A 22387-nucleotide genomic window follows, 5' to 3' on the forward strand; every position below is an offset into this window, starting at 1 on the left:
TGGTACAAACTAAGATTCTTCATTGATTTTAGTTGAGTCTAAAAAGCGTTAGCCCCTTAATCGGCGCTAGCGCTTTTTTATGGATTATTGCTGTTTTGCATGAGGCATTACAGTCTTCTGGTTTCAGGATGATTTCGGGTAGTTCGCTGTGAAAAAACCTTTCTTTTTTGTTAATAGTATTATTTCTGTTTCTCTCGCAGTGGTTGTTACTGGTTGTTCATTGGCACCAGGTATGCACTACGAAGAAGAAGGGGTATTAAAAGAATTCAGTAGTAGTGATGCGACGAAAGAAATCGAATCCCGGGTTGAACTGGTTCGTCTGACACCTAAAACGGTGCAATTACAGGACGCTGTCGATGCGAGTCTGCCTGCCGCGCTGGCATCCTATCAGCCTGATGACTACCGGGTTGGTATCCATGATGCGATCCAGATTGTTGTCTGGGATCACCCTGAAATTACCACGCCTGCTGCAGGAGTGACTGCGATGGGGGTAAACAGTCGTATTGTGAAAAACGATGGCACTGTTTTCTTGCCCTATGCTGGTGAGGTGAAAATAGCGGGTAAAACCCTGGGCGAAGCGCGAAAGCTGATTGCCACCAGGCTGGCGCGCTTTGTAGAGAGTCCTCAGGTTGATGTGACTGTAGTGGATTATGCCAGCCAACACTTCAGTGTGAATGGTGAGGTCCTAAAGCCGGGTCGACAGATTGTAACGGCTAAGCCGATTAACCTATTAGACGGTATCGGTCTTGCTGGTGGATTTACGGATATTTCCGATCGTCGCGATGTGTCTTTGGTACGTGATGGGCGCCGCTATCAGTTGGATATGATTGCGCTTGCAACTCAAGGCGTGGATCTGGCAAATATCTACCTAAAAGATGGCGATACTCTGTTTGTTCCTGACAATACAGACCAGAAAGCCTATGTGATCGGTGAGGTCAATCGCCCGAAGGCAGTTGAGTTCAGCTATAAAGGCTTAACCCTGACGGATGCACTGGGTGAGGTTGGAGGTGTCAGTCAGCTGTTCGCCGATGCCTCTGATGTTTATGTGGTGCGTAGTGCTGACCAGCTAGGTCGTAAGGCTAAGGTTTTTCATCTCGATGCTGCTTCTCCTGTTGCATTGGTGGTTGCCGATAAGTTCTCTTTACAGCCGCGCGATGTGGTGTTTGTCGGGGCTTCTGATGTGACCCGTTGGAACCGCGTGATCAGTCAGTTGCTGCCATCTCTGAATGTGGTCGATAAGTCTAACGACATTAAGAATAACTAAGCGGTTTGCTTGCTATGTCCTATCGTTGGCTTGTTAAGGCTGGTCTAGTCTTACTTCTGGTAGTTCTTACCGGCTGTTCAGCCAGCCACTCCAATTACACCGGAACTCTGGGGACTCTGAAGCTGGCACTGTTCGGTACGCCTGACTACCAACCTACTCTGGCAGAAATTGAAGCCAGCCCCTATGCATCGCAGGTTATGCGTATGAATGGCGGTCCCCAAGGGTTAACAATTCTTAGTGGAATCTTTGCCACTGAGAAGGGGCGGGAGTTGCGCTGGACTTCAGCAGACGGCGTCAGTGTTATTACACGCCATGGTCGTGTGGTAAAAATTGCTAACTGGAAAGAGTTAGAGGTCAGCGCTTTTCGCGCCAGGCAGTCAGACCCTTTGTCTTTGATGCACAAGCAGGAAGCGGCCCGGTTTGAGTATGAGCTTGATTATATGCCGGGCTATCGTGACGGGGTGGTTTTCCAGAGTGAGTTGAAGCAACAGGGTATGGAACGCCACGATATTTTGGGTCAGACGCGAGAGTTGCTCCACATTGTCGAAGCTGTTGAATCAAAAACGCTGAATTTCAGGGCGACCAACCATTACTGGCTTGATCCGGCTAGCGGTCATGTTGTTAAAAGTCGGCAGTTTCCACTGCCGCAGATCTCTAAAGGTATTGAGATCACCGAGGCCAAACCTTTTGGAGGGCGTCGCTGATGTTCTGGCCATCTAGCCCTTGCTTATTAACGACCGCGCTGGCTCTGATCCTCTCTATATCATCCTCAGTGTACGCTGAAGAGGTTAAGGCTGTGACAGCCTATGTATCCGGTGCAGTGAATCCGCAGAGCGGTTTCCGCTTTAGCGGCAAGGCCCGTATATCGGATCTGTTGAAGCAGGTCAGCTATGACGAAAGTGCTTGCCCCGGAAGCGCTGCGCTACTGCGAAACTCTCTTAAGAACACACAGGAAAAGTGGAAGGCTGGAATTCTATACGATATTCAGGCCCTGCAGTTTAATGCGCGTCTCAGTGGGCAGGTGGCGCTGCTGGCTTGGTTGCAGGAGCTGGAAAAGCTGGTTTCCAGTCAGCCTATTACAGGGCGCTTGCCTGCAATCTATATCAATCCGCATGGCAACGAATCACGGCCGGCCGATAACCTGTTGTTAGAGCCGCTCGATCGGCTGTACGTCGCTGCTTGTAGCCGAGAATTAAACCTGGTCGACGGAAAATTGGTTCATGTGGCTTACCGGGCGGATCTCACATTGAATAAACTGGCCGGGCAGCTAACTGATCATCGCTGGCAGCAGTCCGGATATGTATGGGTCGTGCACCCTGATGGCGCATTCAAACGAGTCAAGGCAGGCTACTGGCAGCATCTGAAGCTGTATCCGGGAGACGGGGCTTTTATCTTTCGGCCGTTAAAAAAAGAACTGTTAGCAGGATTGAACCAAAGGTTTAACTTTGAATTGGCGCGCTGGTTGTCGACACAGGTGGTACCAGGGGAATGAGAAAGGAAGTTGTAGTTCTCTTAGGCGTTTTAACGTCAGTGTCTGTTTATGCGGATGAGCCCTTGCGCTACTCCCAGTCTGACTTCGGGGGGGTGGGCTTGCTGCAGATGCCTACTGCGCGCATGACTCCAGAGGGTGAGTTTACCTTCTTTATGTCACATGTATCACCCTATACCCGGGGAGGTGTCGTGGCGCAGCCTTACCCTTGGATGGAGGCGCTTTTTCGTTACACGAATATAAGCAATCGGCTATTTGGTCCGGAAATAGCAGGTGATCAAGATTATAAGGATAAGGGGTTCGATCTTAAGTTGCGGCTTTTGGAAGAGGGTTATCATCTACCACAAGTTTCTGTTGGATTCAGAGATGTGGGTGGTACCGGCCTATTCTCAGGAGAATATCTGGCGGCGAGCAAGCAAATGGGAAGGTTTGATTTTACGCTAGGGGTGGGTTGGGGCTATATGGCTAATAGGGGGGAGTCTATCAAATCCGTTAACTGTATTATCTAGTCGTTTTGAAGATCGAGGTGCTAATACTGGGCAGGGTGGTGAATTCAGCCTTGGTAACTACTTTCGTGGTGAGCAGGCTGCGATATTTGGTGGTGTGGAGTACCATGCTCCGTGGGCGCCATTAGTATTCAAAGTTGAATACGACGGAAACGACTACCAGAATGAACCGCAGGATAATAATCAGTCAGCACGCTCGCCTTTGAACTTCGGTGTGCTTTATAAGGTCAATAATGCCTTTGATATCAGTTTGGGCTGGGAACGCGGCGAAGAGCTGATGCTGGGCTTTAGTCTGCACACCAATTTTATCTCAGATGCCGAGCAGCCTAAAGTTCTGGATCCCAAACCGGTTGCCTATCGCCCTGATGGTCAGTCTGCACAGAATGTAGATTGGGCTCAAGCCACTCAGCTGTTAAAGTCTAATGCTGGATTAGACGTAAGCCGAATTGAGCAGCGCGGCAACGAGCTGGTGGTTTTTGCAGATCAGCGGAAGTATCGCAATGTATTCAAGGCTTATGGTCGGGCCTCTCGTATTTTGGCCAATGTGATTGATCCTGAGATACGCTGGTTCAGCTTTGTTGAAACGGAGCGGGGCATTCCGCTACAGCAGACTACGCTTGAACGAAAGTCGGCTGAACAGGCTTTTCGTTATGAAGCAGATAAAAGTGATCTCTTTGCAGCTACAGACGTTATTCGACCTGAAAGCGTAACCGGAAAGCTTGAATATCAGAGTAGTGGGCAGCCCTTCCGTTACTGGCTGTCTCCTGGATTTACCCAAAGTATTGGTGGACCTGATGGCTTTATCCTCTATGAAATATCGGCGAAAGCGTCCGCTGAATACAATTTCCAGCCAAATACCTGGCTTTCGGGAGGATTAGTTGCCGGTGTAATCAGTAACTTTGATAAGTTTGATTACACGGCGCCCAGTGACTTGCCAAGGGTGAGAACCAATATCAAGGAGTACCTGACCACATCTGATGTGCGTTTGGGTAATCTGCAGCTGACCCATGTGGAGCAGCTGGCGGATGACTGGTTTGTTCAGGGATATGCCGGTTATCTCGAAAGTATGTTTGGCGGTATCGGGGCGGAAATTCTGTATCGACCGTTCGGTGAAGAGTGGGCGATAGGCGCGGATATTAACTACGTCCAGCAGCGCGACTTTGATATGGCGTTTGGTTTTCGGGATTACGATGTCATCACCGGGCACGGCACTCTCTATTATCCGATGCCATGGCTGAAGTCGACTCTGGCTAAAGTGAGTGTTGGTCGATATCTGGCCAAAGATATGGGTGTAACCTTTGACTTTAGCCGTTCATTTGAAAACGGTGTCAGGTTAGGGGGCTGGGCAACCTTTACCGATGTATCCAGTGAGGACTTCGGTGAGGGGAGCTTTGATAAAGGGGTCTATGTGGAGTTGCCACTGGATCTGTTCTTTGCTAAGAGCAGCAGCCAGAGTACTCGCTTGAACTGGAGCTTCCTGACTCGAGATGGCGGTGCGCGGCTGAATCGCCGCTATCAGTTGTATAACCTGGTAAGCCGCAGTAACCCCCGTCAGGTTCGTCAGAGCTTTGCCCGCGTTCTAGATTAGCAGAATCTGATCAGTGGTTATCGTAAGCATACCTGAAAAGGTCTGTAGAGGTGGACTTATGCTGTGTTGATGGGGCGTATCACAGTCAATGAACAGTGTTCGGAAGACTGTTAAAGTAGTTAACAGATCACGAATTGATCGTAATGCTAATGTAGTCATATAGCTGTAATGTTGCTGATCAGTTACACTAGCGGCACCTTTAGGATGCATTGAGTATCGCTATTGTTTAAGAAAGAATAAGCAGATTCTAATTTAGAAGCCATTGTCCTTTTCTATTCATCCGTATGATTGTTAATTATGTTTAATAAAATACTTGTGGTCTGCGTAGGTAATATCTGCCGGAGCCCGGTTGGCGAATACTTGCTTCAGGATAAACTGCCTTCCTCATTTGAAGTACGGTCAGCAGGGCTAGGTGCACTTGTCGACAAGCCTATGGATCCGACTTCACTAGAGCTCTTGAATGAACTGGGTATCGATGGCAGTGCTCACAGGGCTCAGCAGATCGATGGCACATTGATTGCGTGGGCTGACCTTATTCTGGTGATGGAGAAAGGGCATCTGGAGGCGTTGGCAGTCAAGGCGCCGCAAGCGCGCGGGAAAATCCATCTGCTTATGAAGTGGGAAGACGATAAAGATATACCTGACCCTTATAAGCAATCAAGAGAAGCATTTCAACATGCGATTACTTTGATCGAACTGGGCTCTAGCAGTTGGCTCAAAAAACTCGGTATTTAATATTTTTGAGATTGGTAGCTTTTAATGACAGTGCAACCAAATATACAGCCTGTATCGAATAAGTCTTCCACTAGTGATAGTGATGAGATTGATCTAGGACGCCTTCTGGGTATTCTCGCCGGTGGAAAGTGGACCATTGCCACGATAACTCTGCTCGCGGCCCTGATTGGTATAGCGGTGGCTGTGTTAAGCACGCCGGTTTACCGGGCCGATGCACTGATACAGGTGGAAGAGAAGTCCAGTGGCATTCCGGGACTGGGAGATATGGGAGATCTCTTTTCTCAGGAGTCCAGCTCGGGCACCGAAGTTGAGGTTATTAGGTCACGCTTTGTGCTTGGTCAGGCTGTTGAGCAGGGAAAGCTGGCAATTGTCGCGGAGCCAAAGCGCTTCCCTATTATTGGCGAATTTCTGGCACGACGTTACGGAAGAGCAGTGCCTGCCGAGCCACTATTCGGCTTGGGTCTACTGAAGGCTTTCGCCTGGGGGGGCGAACAGATTGAAATAGATCAACTTCATGTTGAGCCTGCGCTGCAGGGTAAGCAGATGACCCTGATCGCTGGTGATGCAGGGGCGTTCCAGCTTCAGGATAGCGAAGGTGTCTTGTTGCTTAAGGGGCAGGTTGGGGAAGTCGCGGAAAGTACTCCTGCTGGTGTGGCCGTTCTGCTTACAAAGCTCGAGGCCCGCACGGGTACTGAATTTTTGGTTAAGCGTAAAAGTAAACTCCAAGCTATCAACGGCCTGCGTGCCGGTTTGTCCGTCAGTGAAAAAGGCAAGGGGACGGGAATCCTGTCACTGGCATTGACGGGGGTTGATGTCCAGCAAATCCGTACTTCCCTGAATCATATATCTACCTTATATCAATTACAGAATGTTAATCGTTTGTCTGCTGAAGCCAGCAATAGCTTAACATTTCTGCAGGAGCAACTGCCTAAGGTAAAACAAGACCTTGAGCAGGCAGAGCAACGACTGAATAGCTTCCGTAAAGATCAGTCGTCTGTTGATTTGACGCTGGAAACACAATCTTATTTGGAACAGTTAGTTCAGGTAGATGCGTCTTTAAATGAACTTGATTTGAAAGAAGCTGAGTTAAGCCGCAAGTTTACCCGGCAGCACCCGGTTTACGTGACGCTATTGCAGCAAAAGCAGGAGCTAATCGCCCAGAAAGAACTATTATCTGGAAAAGTGCAACAGTTACCGGAGACACAACGCGAAATACTGGCTTTGACGCGTGATGTCGAAGCCGGTATCCAGGTTTATACCCAGCTGCTGAATAAGATGCAGGAACTAAATATTGTTAAGGCGGGCACCGTAGGCAATGTGCGTATTCTAGATGATGCTGCGGTTGTGTCGCAGCCCATCAAACCGAAAAAGTCTCTGATTGTGGTGCTGGCCATAGTGCTGGGCCTGATGCTGGCCGTTGCCATAGTTTTGGTGAAGGGAATGCTTCGGAGTGGTGTGGAGAGCTCTGAAGTTATCGAAGCGGAAACAGGACTGGCGGTATATGCCACTGTGCCAAACAGTGCTGACCAGCAGAAGCTGAATGATCAGCTGGAGAAACTAAAACGCAGCCAGGGGCTTCTGGCTGTGGAAAACCCTGCTGATCTGGCGATTGAGTCTCTTCGGGGCCTTCGTACCAGTCTACACTTCGCCATGATGGAAGCTAAAAATAATGTGGTGTCCATTTCCGGGCCTAGCCCTGGGGTAGGTAAAAGTTTTATTAGCGCCAACCTGGCAGCGGTTATGGCCGGTGCAGGCCAGAAAGTTTTGGTAATCGATGGTGATATGCGTAAAGGGCATATGCAGCAGGCCTTTGGTGCAGAGCGTCACAATGGCCTTTCAGAAATTCTTTGTGGTGATCTGATGTGGCAGCAAGTGGTGATCAGCACAGAGCAGCCAGGGCTGGACTTTATTTCCACGGGTTCGATCCCCCCTAACCCGTCAGAGCTTTTAATGCATCCGCGCTTCGAGGCGCTGATTGAAGAAGTGTCAAGAGCTTACGATCTGGTGCTAATCGATACACCACCGATTATGGCGGTCACTGATGCTGCGATTGTCGGCAAGTTATCCGCTGCAACCTTGATGGTGGTGCGTTTTGGGCTGAACCCGGTGAAAGAGATTGCGGCGGCGCAGCGCCGCTTCGAACAAAATGGCATACGTATCAATGGCTGCATCCTTAACGGTATTGAGCGTAAGACCGGTGGCTATGGTTATGGCTACTACAACTACGAATATAAGTAATAGAGATGTGTTGCCGCAAACTTCAGCAAGCGGAAGCTTGATGGCGTCAATTGTTTACAGGAAATTGTGAGAAATGCTGACAGATATCTGCAACGCAAATATTGCGATAATTGGCCTTGGTTATGTTGGGCTGCCCCTTGCTGTTGAATTTGGTAAGAAGTATCCAACCGTAGGGTTCGATATCAATACGGTCCGGCTTGAGCAGTTACGTCAGGGGCATGATGAAACTCTGGAAGTCTCTGGTGAGGAACTCGCAGAAGCCTCGAAGCTGAGTTACAGCAATCAACTGGATGCGATTTCAGGCTGTAATGTCTACATTGTTACAGTGCCGACGCCGATTAATGAGCATCGTCAGCCTGATCTGACTCCGCTGGTAAAGGCGTCTGAGACTATTGGTAAAGTCCTGAGCAGGGGCGATGTTGTTATCTACGAATCTACAGTCTATCCAGGCGCAACAGAGGAAGACTGTGTGCCAGTGTTGGAGGCTGTCTCTGGCCTGAGGTTTAATGAAGATTTCTATTGCGGCTATAGCCCGGAGCGTATCAACCCGGGTGATAAAGAACACCGTGTTACGACAATATTGAAAGTAACTTCCGGTTCAACCCCGCAGATCGCTGAATATGTCGATAGCCTATATGGCTCAATAATCACTGCAGGTACCCATAAAGCCAGTTCAATTAAGGTAGCTGAGGCCGCAAAGGTTATTGAAAATACCCAGCGTGATGTCAACATCGGCCTGATCAATGAGCTGGCGATGATTTTTAATAAGCTGGGTATTGATACCGAAGAAGTGCTTAAAGCTGCGGGCACGAAATGGAATTTTTTGCCATTTCGTCCGGGACTGGTGGGCGGACACTGTATAGGTGTCGATCCATATTATCTTACTCACAAAGCCCAGGCTGCAGGTTACCATCCGGAGATGATCCTTGCAGGGCGGAGACTGAATGACAATATGGGGGCTTATGTTGTCAGTCAACTGGTTAAAGCCATGCTCAAAAAGCGTATTCATGTTGATGGTGCGCGTGTACTGGTTATGGGGCTGACCTTTAAGGAAAACTGTCCGGATCTTCGTAATACTAAAGTCGTGGATATCATTGGCGAATTAAAAGATTATGGCATGACGGTCGATTGCTATGACCCTTGGATTGATAAACAGGAAGCGGAACATGAATATTCATTAATCCCTGTAGCAGAGCCGGAACCGGGTGCTTATGATGCAATCATTATGGCTGTCGCTCATAAGCAGTTTGCCGAGATGGATTGTGAACAGTTACGTGCATTGGGTAAGGCAGAACATGTGCTTTACGATCTGAAATATATTTTGCCTGCTGAATCTACTGATCTGCGACTGTAAGGAATGAATATGTCTCGTTACCAGGAAATTTGTGATTCACTGAAAGCCAGTCCACGCACCTGGCTGGTAACCGGTGTGGCCGGCTTTATCGGATCAAACCTGCTGGAAGCTCTGTTAAAATTAGGGCAAACGGTCGTTGGGCTTGATAACTTCGCAACGGGTCATCGGCATAATCTTGATGAAGTGAAAGGGCTGGTCAGCCCGGAGCAGTGGCTGAGTTTTACCTTTATTGAGGGTGATATCCGCAATCTTAGTGACTGTCAAAGAGCTTGCCAGGGGGTGGACTATGTTTTACATCAGGCTGCACTTGGGTCTGTACCCCGCTCGATTAATGATCCGATCACGACTAATGACACCAATATCAGCGGGTTCCTGAATATGCTGGCAGCGGCCCGTGATGCCGAAGTAACCAGTTTTACCTATGCGGCCTCTAGCTCTACTTATGGTGATCACCCTGCTCTACCGAAAGTCGAGGAAAATATTGGGAACCCTCTTTCACCTTACGCAGTTACCAAATATGTGAATGAGCTATACGCAAATGTGTTTGCGCGTAGCTATGGCTTTAATACTATAGGCCTGCGTTACTTTAATGTATTTGGTCAGCGTCAGGACCCTAATGGGGCCTATGCAGCAGTGATACCGAAATGGACTGCTGCGATGATCGAAGGTGAAGATGTCTTCATAAATGGTGATGGTGAGACCAGCCGCGATTTTTGTTTTATAGAAAATACCATTCAGATGAATATCCTGGCGGCTACTGCATCTGAGGAGGCTAAAAATAATGTCTACAACGTTGCTGTAGGTGATAGGACTACGCTTAACACACTATTTGATGCTTTAAAAACTGCGCTTGCCAAAAATGACGTTACGTTTGATAAAGGCCCGGTATATAGAGACTTCAGGACTGGTGATGTACGCCACTCTCAGGCTGAAATCAGCAAGGCTCAAAAAAAGCTAGGCTATGTCCCCAGTCATCGTATTTACGAAGGTATTGACGAAGCTATGTATTGGTATGTTCAATCGTTGACTGGCAAAAGAGTATCCCGATGAAAATTCTTGTTACCGGCGGTGCCGGCTTTATAGGCTCTGCTGTTATCCGCCATATCATTCAGCACACAGTCGACAGCGTGGTGAACCTGGATAAACTCACCTATGCGGGTAATCTGGAAAGCCTTGTTGAGGTCAGTGACAACGGTCGTTATGATTTTGAGCAGGTCGATATCTGCAACCGTGCCGAGCTAGAAAGAGTATTTACAACTCATCAGCCGGATGCGGTGATGCACCTTGCTGCAGAGAGCCATGTAGACCGGTCTATAGACGGCCCTGCTGATTTTATTGAAACCAATATTGTCGGTACTTATACACTGCTGGAAGTGGCTCGCCATTATTGGCAGGGGCTGGATGATAAGTGCAGAGAGTCATTTCGTTTTCACCATATAAGCACCGATGAAGTATACGGCGACCTACCGCATCCGGATGAAAGCGCAGATGCAATACAGCAGCTCTTTACTGAATCGACCGCCTATGCCCCCAGTTCGCCATACTCTGCCAGCAAAGCAAGCTCGGATCACCTAGTAAGGGCTTGGGCGCGCACTTACGGTTTGCCGATTCTGCTAACCAACTGCTCTAATAACTATGGCCCTTACCATTTTCCGGAGAAGCTGGTCCCGCTGATGATTCTTAATGCCTTGGAAGGTAAGCCGTTGCCTGTATACGGTAACGGTGACCAGATTCGCGACTGGCTCTATGTGGCAGATCATGCCCGTGCGTTATACAAAGTGATAACAAAGGGTGTGGTGGGTGAAACTTACAATATCGGTGGTCATAACGAGAAGCAAAATATTGATGTGGTTCATACAATCTGTGACTTGCTGGATGAGCTGAAGCCTGGAAGTAGCTCTTATCATGAACAAATTAGCTATGTGGCAGATCGCCCGGGGCATGACCGCCGTTATGCGATCAATGCAGAAAAAATGAACCGTGAACTAGGCTGGGTCCCTGAAGAGACATTCGAGTCCGGTATCCGCAAAACTGTGCAGTGGTACCTAAATAATCTCGAATGGTGTCGTCGTGTACAGGACGGCAGCTATCAGCGCGAACGGCTAGGAGTGACATCATGAAAGGTATTATATTAGCTGGTGGTAGCGGTACGCGTCTTTACCCTATTACGATGGGCGTATCAAAGCAACTACTGCCTATTTACGACAAGCCGATGATCTATTATCCCTTATCTGTTCTGATGCTGGCGGGTATTCGCGAGGTGTTGATCATCACGACCCCGGAGGATCGTGACAGTTTCACGCGTTTGTTGGGGGATGGGCGTCAATTCGGCATTGAGCTTAACTACGCGGTGCAGCCTAGCCCTGACGGTCTAGCTCAAGCATTCATTATTGGTGAAGACTTTATTGGTGACAGCAGTGTTTGTCTGGTGTTGGGAGACAACATTTTTTATGGTCAGGGCTTTACCCCTAAACTAAGAGAAGCAGCCAGCCACGGAAGTGGCGCTACAGTGTTCGGATATCAAGTAAAAGACCCTGAGCGTTTTGGTGTTGTTGAATTTGACGAGGGTAGGCGCGCAATATCTATTGAAGAAAAGCCGGCCAGACCTAAATCCAACTATGCAGTGACTGGGCTCTACTTCTACGATAATAATGTAATTGATATTGCCAAGACTATTAAGCCTTCTGAGCGTGGCGAGCTGGAAATTACCAGCATCAATCAGGCCTATTTGGAACGTGGTAATTTGAATGTTGAGGTGTTGGGGCGAGGTTTTGCTTGGCTGGACACCGGTACCTATGAGAGTTTACTGGAAGCGGCCCATTTTGTGGAAACCATCGAGAAACGCCAGGGATATAAGATTGCCTGTTTGGAAGAGATATCCTTCAATAACGGTTGGGTGACGGCAGAGGCGCTGTATGCTGCTGGGAGTAAGTTAAGTAAAAACAGCTATGGGCAGTATCTGCTTGGTCTGGCAGGGGGATAAGAGTGAGTTTAGTGAAGTTTATAGAGTTTCCCGCTTTAGGGGATAGTCGAGGCTCTCTGGTCGTAATTGAGGGCAATGAAACTGTGTCCTTTGATATCAAGCGCGTATATTACATTTACGGCACTCATGCTGGAGTTTCTCGTGGTTTCCATGCACATAAAGAATTGAAGCAAGTTGCAGTGTGTATAGCTGGTAAGTGCAATATGCTACTAGATAATGGTGCGGAAAAATCTAAAGTACTTCTAGACTCGCCGACGAAAGGAGTCTTGATCGATGATATGATTTGGCATGAAATGCATGACTTTAGTGATGATTGTGTGTTGCTGGTACTCGCAAGTGAGCATTATGACGAATCTGACTATATTCGGGAATACGACCAGTTTAGAGAGGCTGTTAAGTTGTGAGATTTTTACATCCGCTGGCTGATGTTTCAGAGTGTAAAATAGGGAAGGATTCCCGTGTTTGGCAATATGTGGTTATATTGGAAGGTGCTGAAATAGGAAGTAACTGTAATATATGTGCACACAGTTTGATTGAAAGTGATGTGATTATTGGTAGTAATGTTACGATTAAATCCGGTGTTTTTATCTGGAATGGGACGCGCATTGAAGATAATGTTTTTCTTGGGCCTAACGCTACGCTTACTAATGATCCTTATCCGCGTTCAAAAGATTATCCGGAACATTATTTAGGTATAACAATAAGGAAAAATGCAAGCGTAGGAGCAAATGCTACTATTCTACCAGGTGTGACGATAGGAGAAGGAGCAATGGTAGGGGCTGGGGCAGTCGTAACAAAAGATGTACCTGCTAATGCTGTTGTTATTGGTAATCCTGCTAAAGTGATCAGGTATAGAAAATGACTATTCCATTTCTGGATTTGAAATCCATCAATGCACAGTACCGTGAAGAGCTTGTTAATGCGTCAGCTCGCGTGATTGATTCCGGTTGGTATATTCAGGGTGAAGAAGTCAAAGCTTTTGAGCAGGGATTCGCCCAATATTGTGGCAGCGAATACTGTATTGGTGTGGCCAACGGCTTAGATGCGCTCACCCTTACCTTACGTGCTTGGAAAGAACTGGATAAGTTGAAGGAGGGGGATGAGGTTATTGTACCCGCCAATACCTATATTGCCAGTATTCTTGCCATTACCGAAAACCGTCTAGTGCCTATTTTGGTTGAGCCGGATGAGGTTACCTTTAATCTTTGTCCACAAAAAGCCGAGGCGGCAATTACCCCCAAAACGCGTGCGATATTACCAGTTCATCTGTTCGGCCGTATGGCTGACATGCCTGCTATAATGGATGTTGCTGAACGCCATAACTTGTTGGTATTAGAAGACTCAGCTCAAGCTCACGGTGCTAGTATCAATGGCAAAAAAGCTGGGAACTGGGGCCATGCTAGTGGTTTTAGTTTCTACCCAGGCAAAAATCTCGGTGCCTTGGGTGATGGAGGTGCTGTTACGACAAGTTGCGAGGAATTAGCGGACGTTATTCGCACATTAGGTAATTATGGTAGTAAAGAAAAGTATCATAATCTTTACCAAGGTGTTAATAGTCGGCTGAGCGAACTACAAGCGGCCTTTCTGAATGTGAAGCTCCGTTATATAGATGATGAGGTAAGGGCTCGAAGAAGTGTAGCTAAGCAGTATTTGAATAATATTAGTAACGATCATATAGCGTTACCTAATTGGGATGAAAGTAGTAATCATGTTTTTCATCTCTTTGTAGTAAGATCAGAAACTAGAGATGAGCTTCAGAAATTTTTGGGTATAGGGGGCATTCAAACATTAATTCATTACCCAATCCCTCCGCATAGGCAATATGCATATCAAGGCTACTTCTCAAATCAAGAGCTTCCCGTAACAGATCATTTGCATGAATCCGTACTGTCTTTACCAATGTCTCCCGTTCTATCAAAATATGACGTGGATAAAGTGGTAGCTCGTTGTAACGAATTTTATATCTAGGATTTTTATGGTTAAGTTAGCGGTAATTCGAGATGATGATCTTAGTGCTTTAAATAGTCCAGAGGATATAATACAGGCATATCGTTCTTTGTATGGTTTAGTGCCAATAAATTTTTTCTTTGTTCCGTGTTTAAAGGATCCAAGCTTAAGCTATATGGCTGGTGAAAATGATTACTATTGGAGGGGAGTTAATGTTGACGGTATTGCAGATATATTCGAAAACCTAGAGTTAATGACCTTTCTTGAAGATGAAATAAATAAAGGTCATATTGATGTAGGCTTACACGGACTTCATCACTATAAAAGAGAGCTAGAGCGGCCTGTTGATAAAAGCCAAATTCTCGAAGCTATTAGTAAGGCAAATAAAATTCTTGGTCGAAATATTAAGTCTATTTCAGCTCCAAATAATAGCTTTTCAAAAAAATCTGAGAATGTAATAGAGTCTTTATTCAAAGTTGTATATATATCATATTCTCATCGGATAAATGAACGAAGATTCAGTGCTTCTAGTTCAATGGAATTTATTTATGCCGCACTTTGTAAGCTTTTGGGGAGGCCGCTAAGTCAAATCACTAATTCTCCAAGGCGGATTAATGCGCACTATGAAATGAGTTCGATACCTATTAGTTATGTACAAGATCATAGATTTGTATTTAAGGCGGTAGAGGACTTCCTAGAAAGCCCAAGTCAGGAAGTGTTATGTTTAGCTACACACTTCTACGACTTGAAAGATAACTTAGTGACTTATCGGCTGATGGAACAGACAATTGGTAGATTGTTAGATTCTGGAGTGAAGTTTGTTACCCTATCTGAGATTGAGGATAGGGTGATGAGTAAAGGACAATGAAAGCTTAAATTGTCCTATTTTTCCTTTCTTTCTGTTGGTGGGTCTGCAGGTATTTTTAATACGGTGAAATCATTGAGCTAGATCTTTATGGGTTTGGCTTCTATCTGGTTTTTTGATTGAGCTTTTATTTTAAGTTTATGAATAAAAAAAAAGGGAACTTGCTATTTTATGGCGATTTATTTAGTGGTAAGGGAAAATCTTCTCGATTTGAGTCTATTGCTAATAATCTTAACAGCGACTTCAATGTTGAGGTCTATAGCCGTGCAGTACATAAAAGGAAAACACATTTATATACAACACACTCTTCTCTAATTTACGGAAGTGCTTTGCGTGGTATTGGGTTTCTTTCACGCTATTCTGGGTTGCGCTACTTAGATAGAAACTCTCAGGAAAATATTTTTGATATATGGTGTTCTTCTAAAATTGGGGAAGGCCACTCCTTCATGGTGCCCGGATTGTGGCGAACCGCCAAGAAAGCTAGTGCCTCTGGGTGCACCCTTTTACATGGAGTTATCAGTTCACCTTCGTTTATTTTTAAAACGATACCGTATATGGAAGAAGAGGCTATAAGGTGGGGGGTGGATTTTAATCGATATAAGCTGATTGAGGAAGCTAAGCGTGTTAAAAACGCGATTGGTTATGCTGACGCTATAATCTGTAGCTCTAAAGCAGTCGCTAGTAGATATATTGAAGGCGGAGATATTGAGCCAAGTAAAGTTATTGCAATGGAAAAATGGTTGGACTTTCAAGTACTCCATCATAATAGAGCTTTTAATAATTCCGATAGTGTGAAAATTGTTTTTATTGGAACCATATCGCTTTTAAAAGGAGTCCTTCGTCTTCTTGAAGTTAGCAAGACTCTAACCTTTCCTCATTCAATTACATTTTTCGGGCCGATCTCGCATGATGTAAAACATGTGTTTCTAAGAGAGATTGGAGAAAATAAGTCACTAGTTTATGCAGGGTATGGCAACGTACAAAGAATAAGTGAAGAATACGACTTGGCAATTGTTCCTAGCTACCTAGATGCTGAGCCAAGAGTTATAAGGGAATGCTTGACAATGGGGATGCGAGTCTTAGCAAGCTCACATATTACCTCAATAGATAGCCCGAATTTAAGTACTTTTGATATTCTCGAGGGAGAATTGTCTGAAGCTATTGAAGGTGTAGTTAGAGATATGCAGAACAAGAATCTAACATCATTAGAAAACTCTCATGCCAAAGAAACTCTGCCTCCTAGCACTGAATATAATTCTGAATTGTCAAGCCTAATTGCCATGATGTGGAAGAAACATGAATAAAAGAGTTTTTGTGTTTTATATCCTTTCGGTTCAAGGTGTAAGTGCAATAACTAGTTTTTTGATATCTATTTATCTTTTCTCAATTTATGGGTCAGATTGGTTCGGTGAGTTTAGCTACTATGTATATCTTTCATTATTAGTTTTTACAATAGTGTCTTTAGGTTTGCCTGAGTTTTTTCAGTCTCGATTTTCTAAGGGGCAGATTATTAAATTCTCTTTAGGAGGTGTGTTTCTATATTTATTGTTTTTTCTATCTGTCTTACTTGTGTCATCATTTGTATCGGAGTTTTTTTTTGGTGTTTCCCTTAGTGAACTAGAGGTCTTCCTGCTGGGGGTGTATTCGTTGGCAGCAATTTCTCTTGAAGTTCTTTCAAGGTTTTTTATACATGAAAATCGAATTGTTGTGTCTCAGACATGCCTAAGTATACAGCCTATATTTATGTGGATAGGTTGTGCGATTTCATTATGGTTCGGTGTGTTACCTAATCCGATATATATTACAGCTCTAGCATCATTTATAGGGCTTTGCTTAATGTGCTTTGTAGTTCGACACGATCTGAATAGGTTTTTTGGAAATTTCTCTAATTGTAATTTTTCTCATTTTTCTGTCTCAAAAATAAAGTCAGTTGTCTTTTTTAATAGGTTTAATGTCGTAATTCTTGATTCAATGCCAGTATTTATTTTTGCTGCATTAGATATGTTTGCGTTTGCGGGTATCTACGCATTGTGCGCGCGCGTATTGATGCCTTTCAGCATGGTAGCTAATGGCATGGCTTCATTTGTTAGGAAGATAACCCTTGAAGGTGCAGGCGATAAAGGCGGTGTTGTACGTCTGGTTTATATATACTTTTTTGTGTTGCTTTTGGTTGGCGTGGCTGTATTGGTTGCTATTTATAATGATTTCTTACAGGCTAGAGCTCTTGTCGCAATGCCAGACGGCATGGAAGTTTTGTGTGGACTGATACTGCTGTACCGTATTTTCTACTTAGTAGTAAATTTTTCTAACTCTATCTTTCTAAGATGGTTGTTGGAGTCTAGTGGAAGCAAATTGTTAATAACTATTAACTTACTGGCATATTTGTTTTTAGCTAGTATTAGTGAGTTTCTTTCAATCGAGTATGTTTTTGTTTGCTCTGTGTTAATTTTGGTTTTGAATATTGGATGCTATTTTCGATTGATTAAAGTAGTTTGAATATAAGGAGTCTATGTGAAAATATTCAGAGTAATCCCGACAATGGGTAAAGGTGGAGCAGAGGATATAATGATTAATCTGTGCAATCATGAGGCTGTTAGTCATGATGTCACTCTTATGATCTTACGTAGAGTTCCCGAAGATGCCTATAATTTGGGGCGTATATCCTCTTCGGTTAAAGTAATCTCTATTATTCCTGAGGTAAATTGCTTTTTCTTCGGCTTTACCAAAGCTATTCAAGTTTTTATGTATGCTTTTTCTCCTTTAATCGCGTTATATATATATCTAAGACATAAGTTGTACGCCGTAGATATCGTTCATACGAACTTGACTATGGCTAGCTTGTTTTCTATTTACTGGTATGTTTTAGCTTTTTTGTCTTTGAATCGTAAAACAAAATTTTTGGAGACTTATCATACGAATTGGCATCTTATAGGCTCATTCCAGAAATTGATTTTTAGAGTAAGCTGGAAACTAAAGGATCATTTGATTTATGAGATTCTTGAGAGGGAGATTGATAATCTGGTAAAGATTGGAATTCCTAAGGATAAGATTAGTTATATACCGTTTGGAGTTCCTGATGAAAATGTTAAAATTGATAGCGTAAATAGGTTTTTGGCGAATAATAAGCGATCTATCAATAGTGCTGACCTTGTAATAATGACTGTCTCTCGATTGCGAATTTTTGAAAAACGAATTCATACAATGCTTGAGGCGGTTGAGATTATAAAGCAACGCCTTCCCTTAAAAGTAGTCTTTCTTCTTTGTGGGGATGGTAAGGATAAAGAAGAGATCGAGTCTATGGTGAAAAAACTTTCCCTTGAAGACGAAGTGGTATTTTGCGGTTTCGTAGATGACCCTGCATCTATTACGTCCGTAGCGGATCTATATATGTGTGCTATGGTTGGAGAAGATACGGGAATATCTGGATTACAAGCTGGTATGAACAATAAAGCCGTTGTCGGTGTGCAAACTTTACCAGGATTTGATTGTTTAAATTCTGCAATTAAGAGCTTTGAAAGTTCTCAGGAAATATCCGAGTTTATACTGAACTTAATTGATAGAGATTTATTGGATGCCTACTCATCTGAGTGTAAGATTTATGTTGAAGATAAATTCTCAGTAAATAGTATGTGTGATGCATATGATAGACTTTATGCTTCGCTATAGGTTTTTGATCTTCTATATTATGAATGTTGATCTGTAATGTGGCCTTATTGGGTGTTATTTCTTGTACCAGTTTTGGGGGTGATTTCTCCTTGGCGGCTGGATTATTCGGCTAGACTATTTGCCTTTGTATTGGTAAGTATCTTCTTCACGATAATGATTGGGTTTCGGCACGAAGTCGGGGGAGATTGGTTTGCGTATTTGGATCATTTCAGCGCTATATCATCCCAAGGATTTTGGGATGTAATCTCCAGGGGAGATCCAGGCTATTACCTAATTAACTGGATTGTCGCTTTTTTTGGTGGCTCTGTATATATAGTCAATCTCTGTTGTGCTGCTCTTCTGATGTACGGGCTCATTCGCTTTGCTAACAAGCAGCCTGAGCCTTGGCTGTCGATTCTGGTAGCTGTTCCCTACTTTTTAATAGTTGTAGCGATGGGGTATACGAGGCAGTCTGTAGCCATTGGTTTTATTTTGGTAGCATTGTGTTGTCTTAGCGAAAAAAATATTTTTGGCTACCTTTGCTGGGTGGCACTAGGTGCGCTATTCCATAAAAGTGCTATATTCTTTTTACCAATTGCAGCACTTTCTTCGTCACAAAATAAGCTTGCAACATGGTTTTGGGTTTCGGTGACCACTGCCACAGGACTTGCTTTGTTTGTACTTGATTCTATAAGTGTCGTTTGGACCAACTATGTTGACTCTCAATACAACTCGGAAGGAGGTATGATCAGGGTAATTATGAATTCTGTACCAGCTATTCTATTATTATTTTTTTATAAAAATCTTAAAATTGATACGGGGTTACAACAGCTATGGATATGGATGGCGCTTATATCACTATCCTTTGTCCCGTTAGTAAGTTTGGCTCCAGCAGCAGTAGATAGGCTTGCGTTGTATTTTATACCAATTCAGATGTTTGTTTTCGCAAGGCTTCATCTATTATCTCGTAACGTGATATTTAGAACTTCGATTGTCTTAGCGGTTATCCTATATTATGCTTTAGTTCAATGGGTATGGTTGAATCTGTCAAATAATGCAGGTTCATGGACGCCATATAGTATCTATTTTTTTAGAGAGTAGACTGTTGAGAATTTTAATATCCTCGAATACCGCGTGGTATATTTGGAACTTTCGCCTTGGTTTTATTAAGGAAGCTCTTAAGCGCAATGCAGAGATTTTTGTACTTGCCCCTCAAGATGAATATGCCGATAAGCTTAAAGTTATAGGTTGTAATGTTTTAGATATAAAGATTGATAATAAGGGTAATAACCTATATCGCGATCTCACTACTTTTTTTTCATATTATCGTATTATAAAGAGAGTTAATCCCGATGTGGTCTTTTTGAATACAATTAAGCCTGTTATTTATGGTACTATGGCAGCCTCTATGCTAGCGAAGCCAATAGTGAATACTATAACGGGCTTAGGTACTGCGTTTATCAAAGATACTTGGCTTACTAGGATAGTTGAGTTTCTTTACTCAATGTCACTAAAAAGATCTACTCATGTCTTCTTTCAGAATCCAGATGATAAAGCTCTTTTCCTAAAGAAAAGATTACTTGAACCTTGTAATACCAGTCTGATGCCAGGTTCTGGAGTTAATATAGATACATTTAGGCCTGCTACAAACTTAGCTGAGAAAGGTGTTTTTATCCTTGTAGCTAGATTGCTCGCTGATAAGGGTGTGCGAGAATTTGTCGAGGCAGCAAGGTTGGTGAAGGATCGTTTTCCTGAGTGTAGGTTTCAGCTTTTAGGCCCTGTGGAAGTGGAAAATAGAACGGCCATTTCAAAGGATGAGCTGGATCTCTGGGTGAAAACGGGTGTTATTGAATACTTGGGTGTTACAGATGATGTTAGGCCCTATATGAATAAAGCTAGTTGCGTAGTGCTTCCCTCATATCGAGAGGGTTTACCAAGAACTTTACTTGAAGCCGGGGCAATGTCTAAGCCTTTAATTGCGACTGACGTTCCAGGCTGCAGAGTGGTTGTTCGGCACGGAATTAACGGCTTTCTTTGCAAAGATAGAAATGCTATTGATTTGCGAGATAAAATAATTGACTTCCTTTCACTTACTGATAAAGAAAGATTTGAAATGGGGGCGCTTGCGCGAGATATTGTTGTAAACGAGTTTAGTGAAAGAATTGTAGTTCACAATTATTTTGAAATTATCGATAATTTACGCTCTTCTAACTGAGCTAGTTGCTTTTTTATTAAATTTTACAAAGGGCAAACTACCTACAGGTCTGTCGTCAGTATCTTTATCGTGATCTAAACTACCGGTGCGTTTAGAATATAATATGTCAATGCATATTTGATGGGTAGGTCACGTGGGAGGTCATCAGGCTCAGTTAAAATATCGTAATACGCTCTCGGCTCAATGTGTCTAAACACTAATTTATTGCACGCTTAGGTGTTCTTGACTGTCTCGAGCGAGAATGGCTCTTAGAGTAGTGGCTTAGTTTTATTGCCGTATTCTTAGGTTTACAACTTATCTTTAAAAGTGTTTTTAATATGGAACGAATTGATTCGTTAACATCGTTACGATTTTTTGCTGCTATTTTAGTTGTATTTAGCCATCTTAGCTTTCTTTCGGATAGTGATTCTAAAATTCTTTCAGAAATATATCGTGACTTCTTTCGAGAGGGTTTTATAGGGGTTGCATTTTTCTTTATATTGTCTGGATTTATTCTTTCGTTCTCTTATTCTAATAGGATTTCTGGAAAGCAGAGCTATATTGAATTTTTGATATCAAGATTCTCTAGGATTTATCCTCTTCATATTTTCACTTTGATATTGGCAGCTCCAGTCGTTATTTATACACTAATTAATGACGGTGGGAGCGCTGCATTGCTTGCAAATCTTATTTTAATTCAATCTTTTTTTTCTGATCCCGTTATCTTCTTTTCAGGAAATGCCCCTTCTTGGAGCTTGTCTAATGAAATGTTCTTTTATGTTCTTTTCCCTCTGCTGCTCTTTCGGAGCACGCTTTTTTTAGTTTTATTGGCTGCTGTGACTCTTTTTTTTCAGTTGTTTATTGCAAATTTGAAAATGACTGATAGTGCGCAGCACTACTATGTCTATATATTCCCTTTTTCTAGGCTTTTTGATTTTGTTTTAGGTTTGCTCTTGTATCGGGTGTTTGCTTCTTTTGGTAATAGGCGGATTCATAGTTTCGGTTTCTATCACTTGTTTGTAATCGCCATATTGTTTGTTTTTTTCTTCTTAAAAGACAGTATTGATCGGGTGTATCGTTATGACATTTACTATGTGTTGCCATTTTCGCTTTTGATATTATTATTTGCATTAGATCGTAGTCGATTTTCTAAAATATTTGAGAATAAGTCTTTAGTTCTTCTAGGTGAGGCTAGTTTTTCGCTTTATTTGGTTCATCATCTAGTTATTATTTATTTGAAGACTATCGGTTATAAGATTTTAGCGATTGAAGGAGGAGTTTTTGATCTTATTTTATGTATTCTTATTCTTGTTCTTAGTATTGGGTTGAGTATTTTTTTGTATAGGAATATTGAAGTTCCTGCTAGGAGCTATTTTAGAAAAGCATTGTCGACAGCCATTTCTAAGCGTTGAATAGTTGAGCTGGCGGCAATCGACATTTGATATGTAATCCACGTCAAATCATACGTATGCTAGCTGTGGGTACTGAGGAGGTTGTTCACATCGGCTAAATTCGAGATGCTGGTTATCGCCAAACAAACAACATCCGATAGCCGACATGAACAACCCCCACAAGAATG

General features: G+C 43.6%; 21 protein-coding genes. All 21 read left to right on the forward strand.

Translation table 11 applies throughout. The annotated features are described in order from the left end of the window. Window positions 1-148 precede the first annotated feature (148 nt). Complete coding sequence (locus Q354_RS0113615) at window positions 149-1264, forward strand: polysaccharide biosynthesis/export family protein (protein ID WP_156948334.1); 1116 nt, start codon at window positions 149-151, stop codon at window positions 1262-1264. A gap of 14 nt (window positions 1265-1278) precedes the next feature. Beyond that, complete coding sequence (locus tag Q354_RS0113620) at window positions 1279-1968, forward strand: YjbF family lipoprotein (protein WP_027858091.1); 690 nt, start codon at window positions 1279-1281, stop codon at window positions 1966-1968. A gap of 92 nt (window positions 1969-2060) precedes the next feature. Further along, window positions 2061-2756: a capsule biosynthesis GfcC family protein gene (locus Q354_RS0113625; protein ID WP_027858092.1), complete on the forward strand. Its 696-nt coding sequence runs from the start codon at window positions 2061-2063 to the stop codon at window positions 2754-2756. Then, window positions 2753-3262: a YjbH domain-containing protein gene (locus Q354_RS28880; RefSeq protein WP_051560131.1), complete on the forward strand. Its 510-nt coding sequence runs from the start codon at window positions 2753-2755 to the stop codon at window positions 3260-3262. Before Q354_RS0113625 ends, Q354_RS28880 begins: the two co-directional genes overlap by 4 nt. After that, window positions 3222-4847 carry a YjbH domain-containing protein gene (locus Q354_RS25765; protein ID WP_281174726.1) on the forward strand — a complete coding sequence of 542 codons (1626 nt, stop codon included), beginning with the start codon at window positions 3222-3224 and terminating at the stop codon, window positions 4845-4847. The genes Q354_RS28880 and Q354_RS25765 overlap by 41 nt, the downstream gene beginning before the upstream one ends. A gap of 297 nt (window positions 4848-5144) precedes the next feature. Continuing rightward, window positions 5145-5582 (forward strand): low molecular weight protein-tyrosine-phosphatase, encoded by a 438-nt coding sequence (locus tag Q354_RS0113635; RefSeq protein ID WP_027858093.1) that lies wholly within the window; start codon window positions 5145-5147, stop codon window positions 5580-5582. A gap of 24 nt (window positions 5583-5606) precedes the next feature. Then, the gene (locus tag Q354_RS0113640) at window positions 5607-7820 is read left to right on the forward strand and encodes a polysaccharide biosynthesis tyrosine autokinase (protein WP_027858094.1); all 2214 of its coding nucleotides are present in this window, start codon (window positions 5607-5609) and stop codon (window positions 7818-7820) included. A gap of 73 nt (window positions 7821-7893) precedes the next feature. Further along, a complete protein-coding gene (gene tviB, locus Q354_RS0113645) occupies window positions 7894-9174 on the forward strand; it encodes a Vi polysaccharide biosynthesis UDP-N-acetylglucosamine C-6 dehydrogenase TviB (protein ID WP_027858095.1) in 1281 nt (426 codons plus the stop codon). 9 nt (window positions 9175-9183) lie between these two features. Then, entirely contained in the window at window positions 9184-10224 is a 1041-nt protein-coding gene (locus tag Q354_RS0113650) for an NAD-dependent epimerase/dehydratase family protein (RefSeq protein ID WP_027858096.1), read from the forward strand. After that, a complete protein-coding gene (gene rfbB, locus Q354_RS0113655) occupies window positions 10221-11294 on the forward strand; it encodes a dTDP-glucose 4,6-dehydratase (RefSeq protein WP_027858097.1) in 1074 nt (357 codons plus the stop codon). The genes Q354_RS0113650 and rfbB overlap by 4 nt, the downstream gene beginning before the upstream one ends. After that, entirely contained in the window at window positions 11291-12157 is an 867-nt protein-coding gene (gene rfbA, locus Q354_RS0113660) for a glucose-1-phosphate thymidylyltransferase RfbA (protein WP_027858098.1), read from the forward strand. Before rfbB ends, rfbA begins: the two co-directional genes overlap by 4 nt. 2 nt (window positions 12158-12159) lie before the next feature. Then, window positions 12160-12561 (forward strand): sugar 3,4-ketoisomerase, encoded by a 402-nt coding sequence (locus tag Q354_RS0113665; protein ID WP_027858099.1) that lies wholly within the window; start codon window positions 12160-12162, stop codon window positions 12559-12561. Further along, on the forward strand, window positions 12558-13019 hold the full coding sequence (locus Q354_RS28885) for an acyltransferase (RefSeq protein ID WP_084332602.1): 462 nt from the start codon (window positions 12558-12560) through the stop codon (window positions 13017-13019). Before Q354_RS0113665 ends, Q354_RS28885 begins: the two co-directional genes overlap by 4 nt. Then, window positions 13016-14125, forward strand: a complete 1110-nt coding sequence (locus Q354_RS0113670) for a DegT/DnrJ/EryC1/StrS family aminotransferase (RefSeq protein ID WP_027858100.1) — start codon at window positions 13016-13018, stop codon at window positions 14123-14125. The genes Q354_RS28885 and Q354_RS0113670 overlap by 4 nt, the downstream gene beginning before the upstream one ends. A 7-nt stretch (window positions 14126-14132) precedes the next feature. Continuing rightward, entirely contained in the window at window positions 14133-14972 is an 840-nt protein-coding gene (locus Q354_RS0113675; protein ID WP_084332603.1) for a DUF2334 domain-containing protein, read from the forward strand. A 116-nt stretch (window positions 14973-15088) separates the two neighbouring features. Continuing rightward, entirely contained in the window at window positions 15089-16273 is a 1185-nt protein-coding gene (locus Q354_RS28270) for a glycosyltransferase family protein (RefSeq protein ID WP_156948336.1), read from the forward strand. Further along, window positions 16266-17465, forward strand: coding sequence for a hypothetical protein (locus Q354_RS0113685; protein WP_027858103.1), 1200 nt, complete (start codon window positions 16266-16268; stop codon window positions 17463-17465). The genes Q354_RS28270 and Q354_RS0113685 overlap by 8 nt, the downstream gene beginning before the upstream one ends. A gap of 15 nt (window positions 17466-17480) precedes the next feature. After that, a complete protein-coding gene (locus Q354_RS0113690) occupies window positions 17481-18635 on the forward strand; it encodes a glycosyltransferase (RefSeq protein WP_156948338.1) in 1155 nt (384 codons plus the stop codon). Window positions 18636-18686: 51 nt separating this feature from the next. Then, the gene (locus Q354_RS0113695; protein ID WP_211252259.1) at window positions 18687-19715 is read left to right on the forward strand and encodes an EpsG family protein; all 1029 of its coding nucleotides are present in this window, start codon (window positions 18687-18689) and stop codon (window positions 19713-19715) included. Between the two features lie 4 nt (window positions 19716-19719). Beyond that, complete coding sequence (locus tag Q354_RS0113700) at window positions 19720-20829, forward strand: glycosyltransferase family 4 protein (protein WP_051560133.1); 1110 nt, start codon at window positions 19720-19722, stop codon at window positions 20827-20829. Window positions 20830-21146: 317 nt separating this feature from the next. Next, window positions 21147-22220 carry an acyltransferase family protein gene (locus Q354_RS27930; protein WP_084332605.1) on the forward strand — a complete coding sequence of 358 codons (1074 nt, stop codon included), beginning with the start codon at window positions 21147-21149 and terminating at the stop codon, window positions 22218-22220. Window positions 22221-22387: the final 167 nt, after the last annotated feature.

The organism is Marinobacterium jannaschii DSM 6295 (assembly GCF_000620085.1).
GTDB classification, from domain to species: domain Bacteria; phylum Pseudomonadota; class Gammaproteobacteria; order Pseudomonadales; family Balneatricaceae; genus Pontibacterium; species Pontibacterium jannaschii.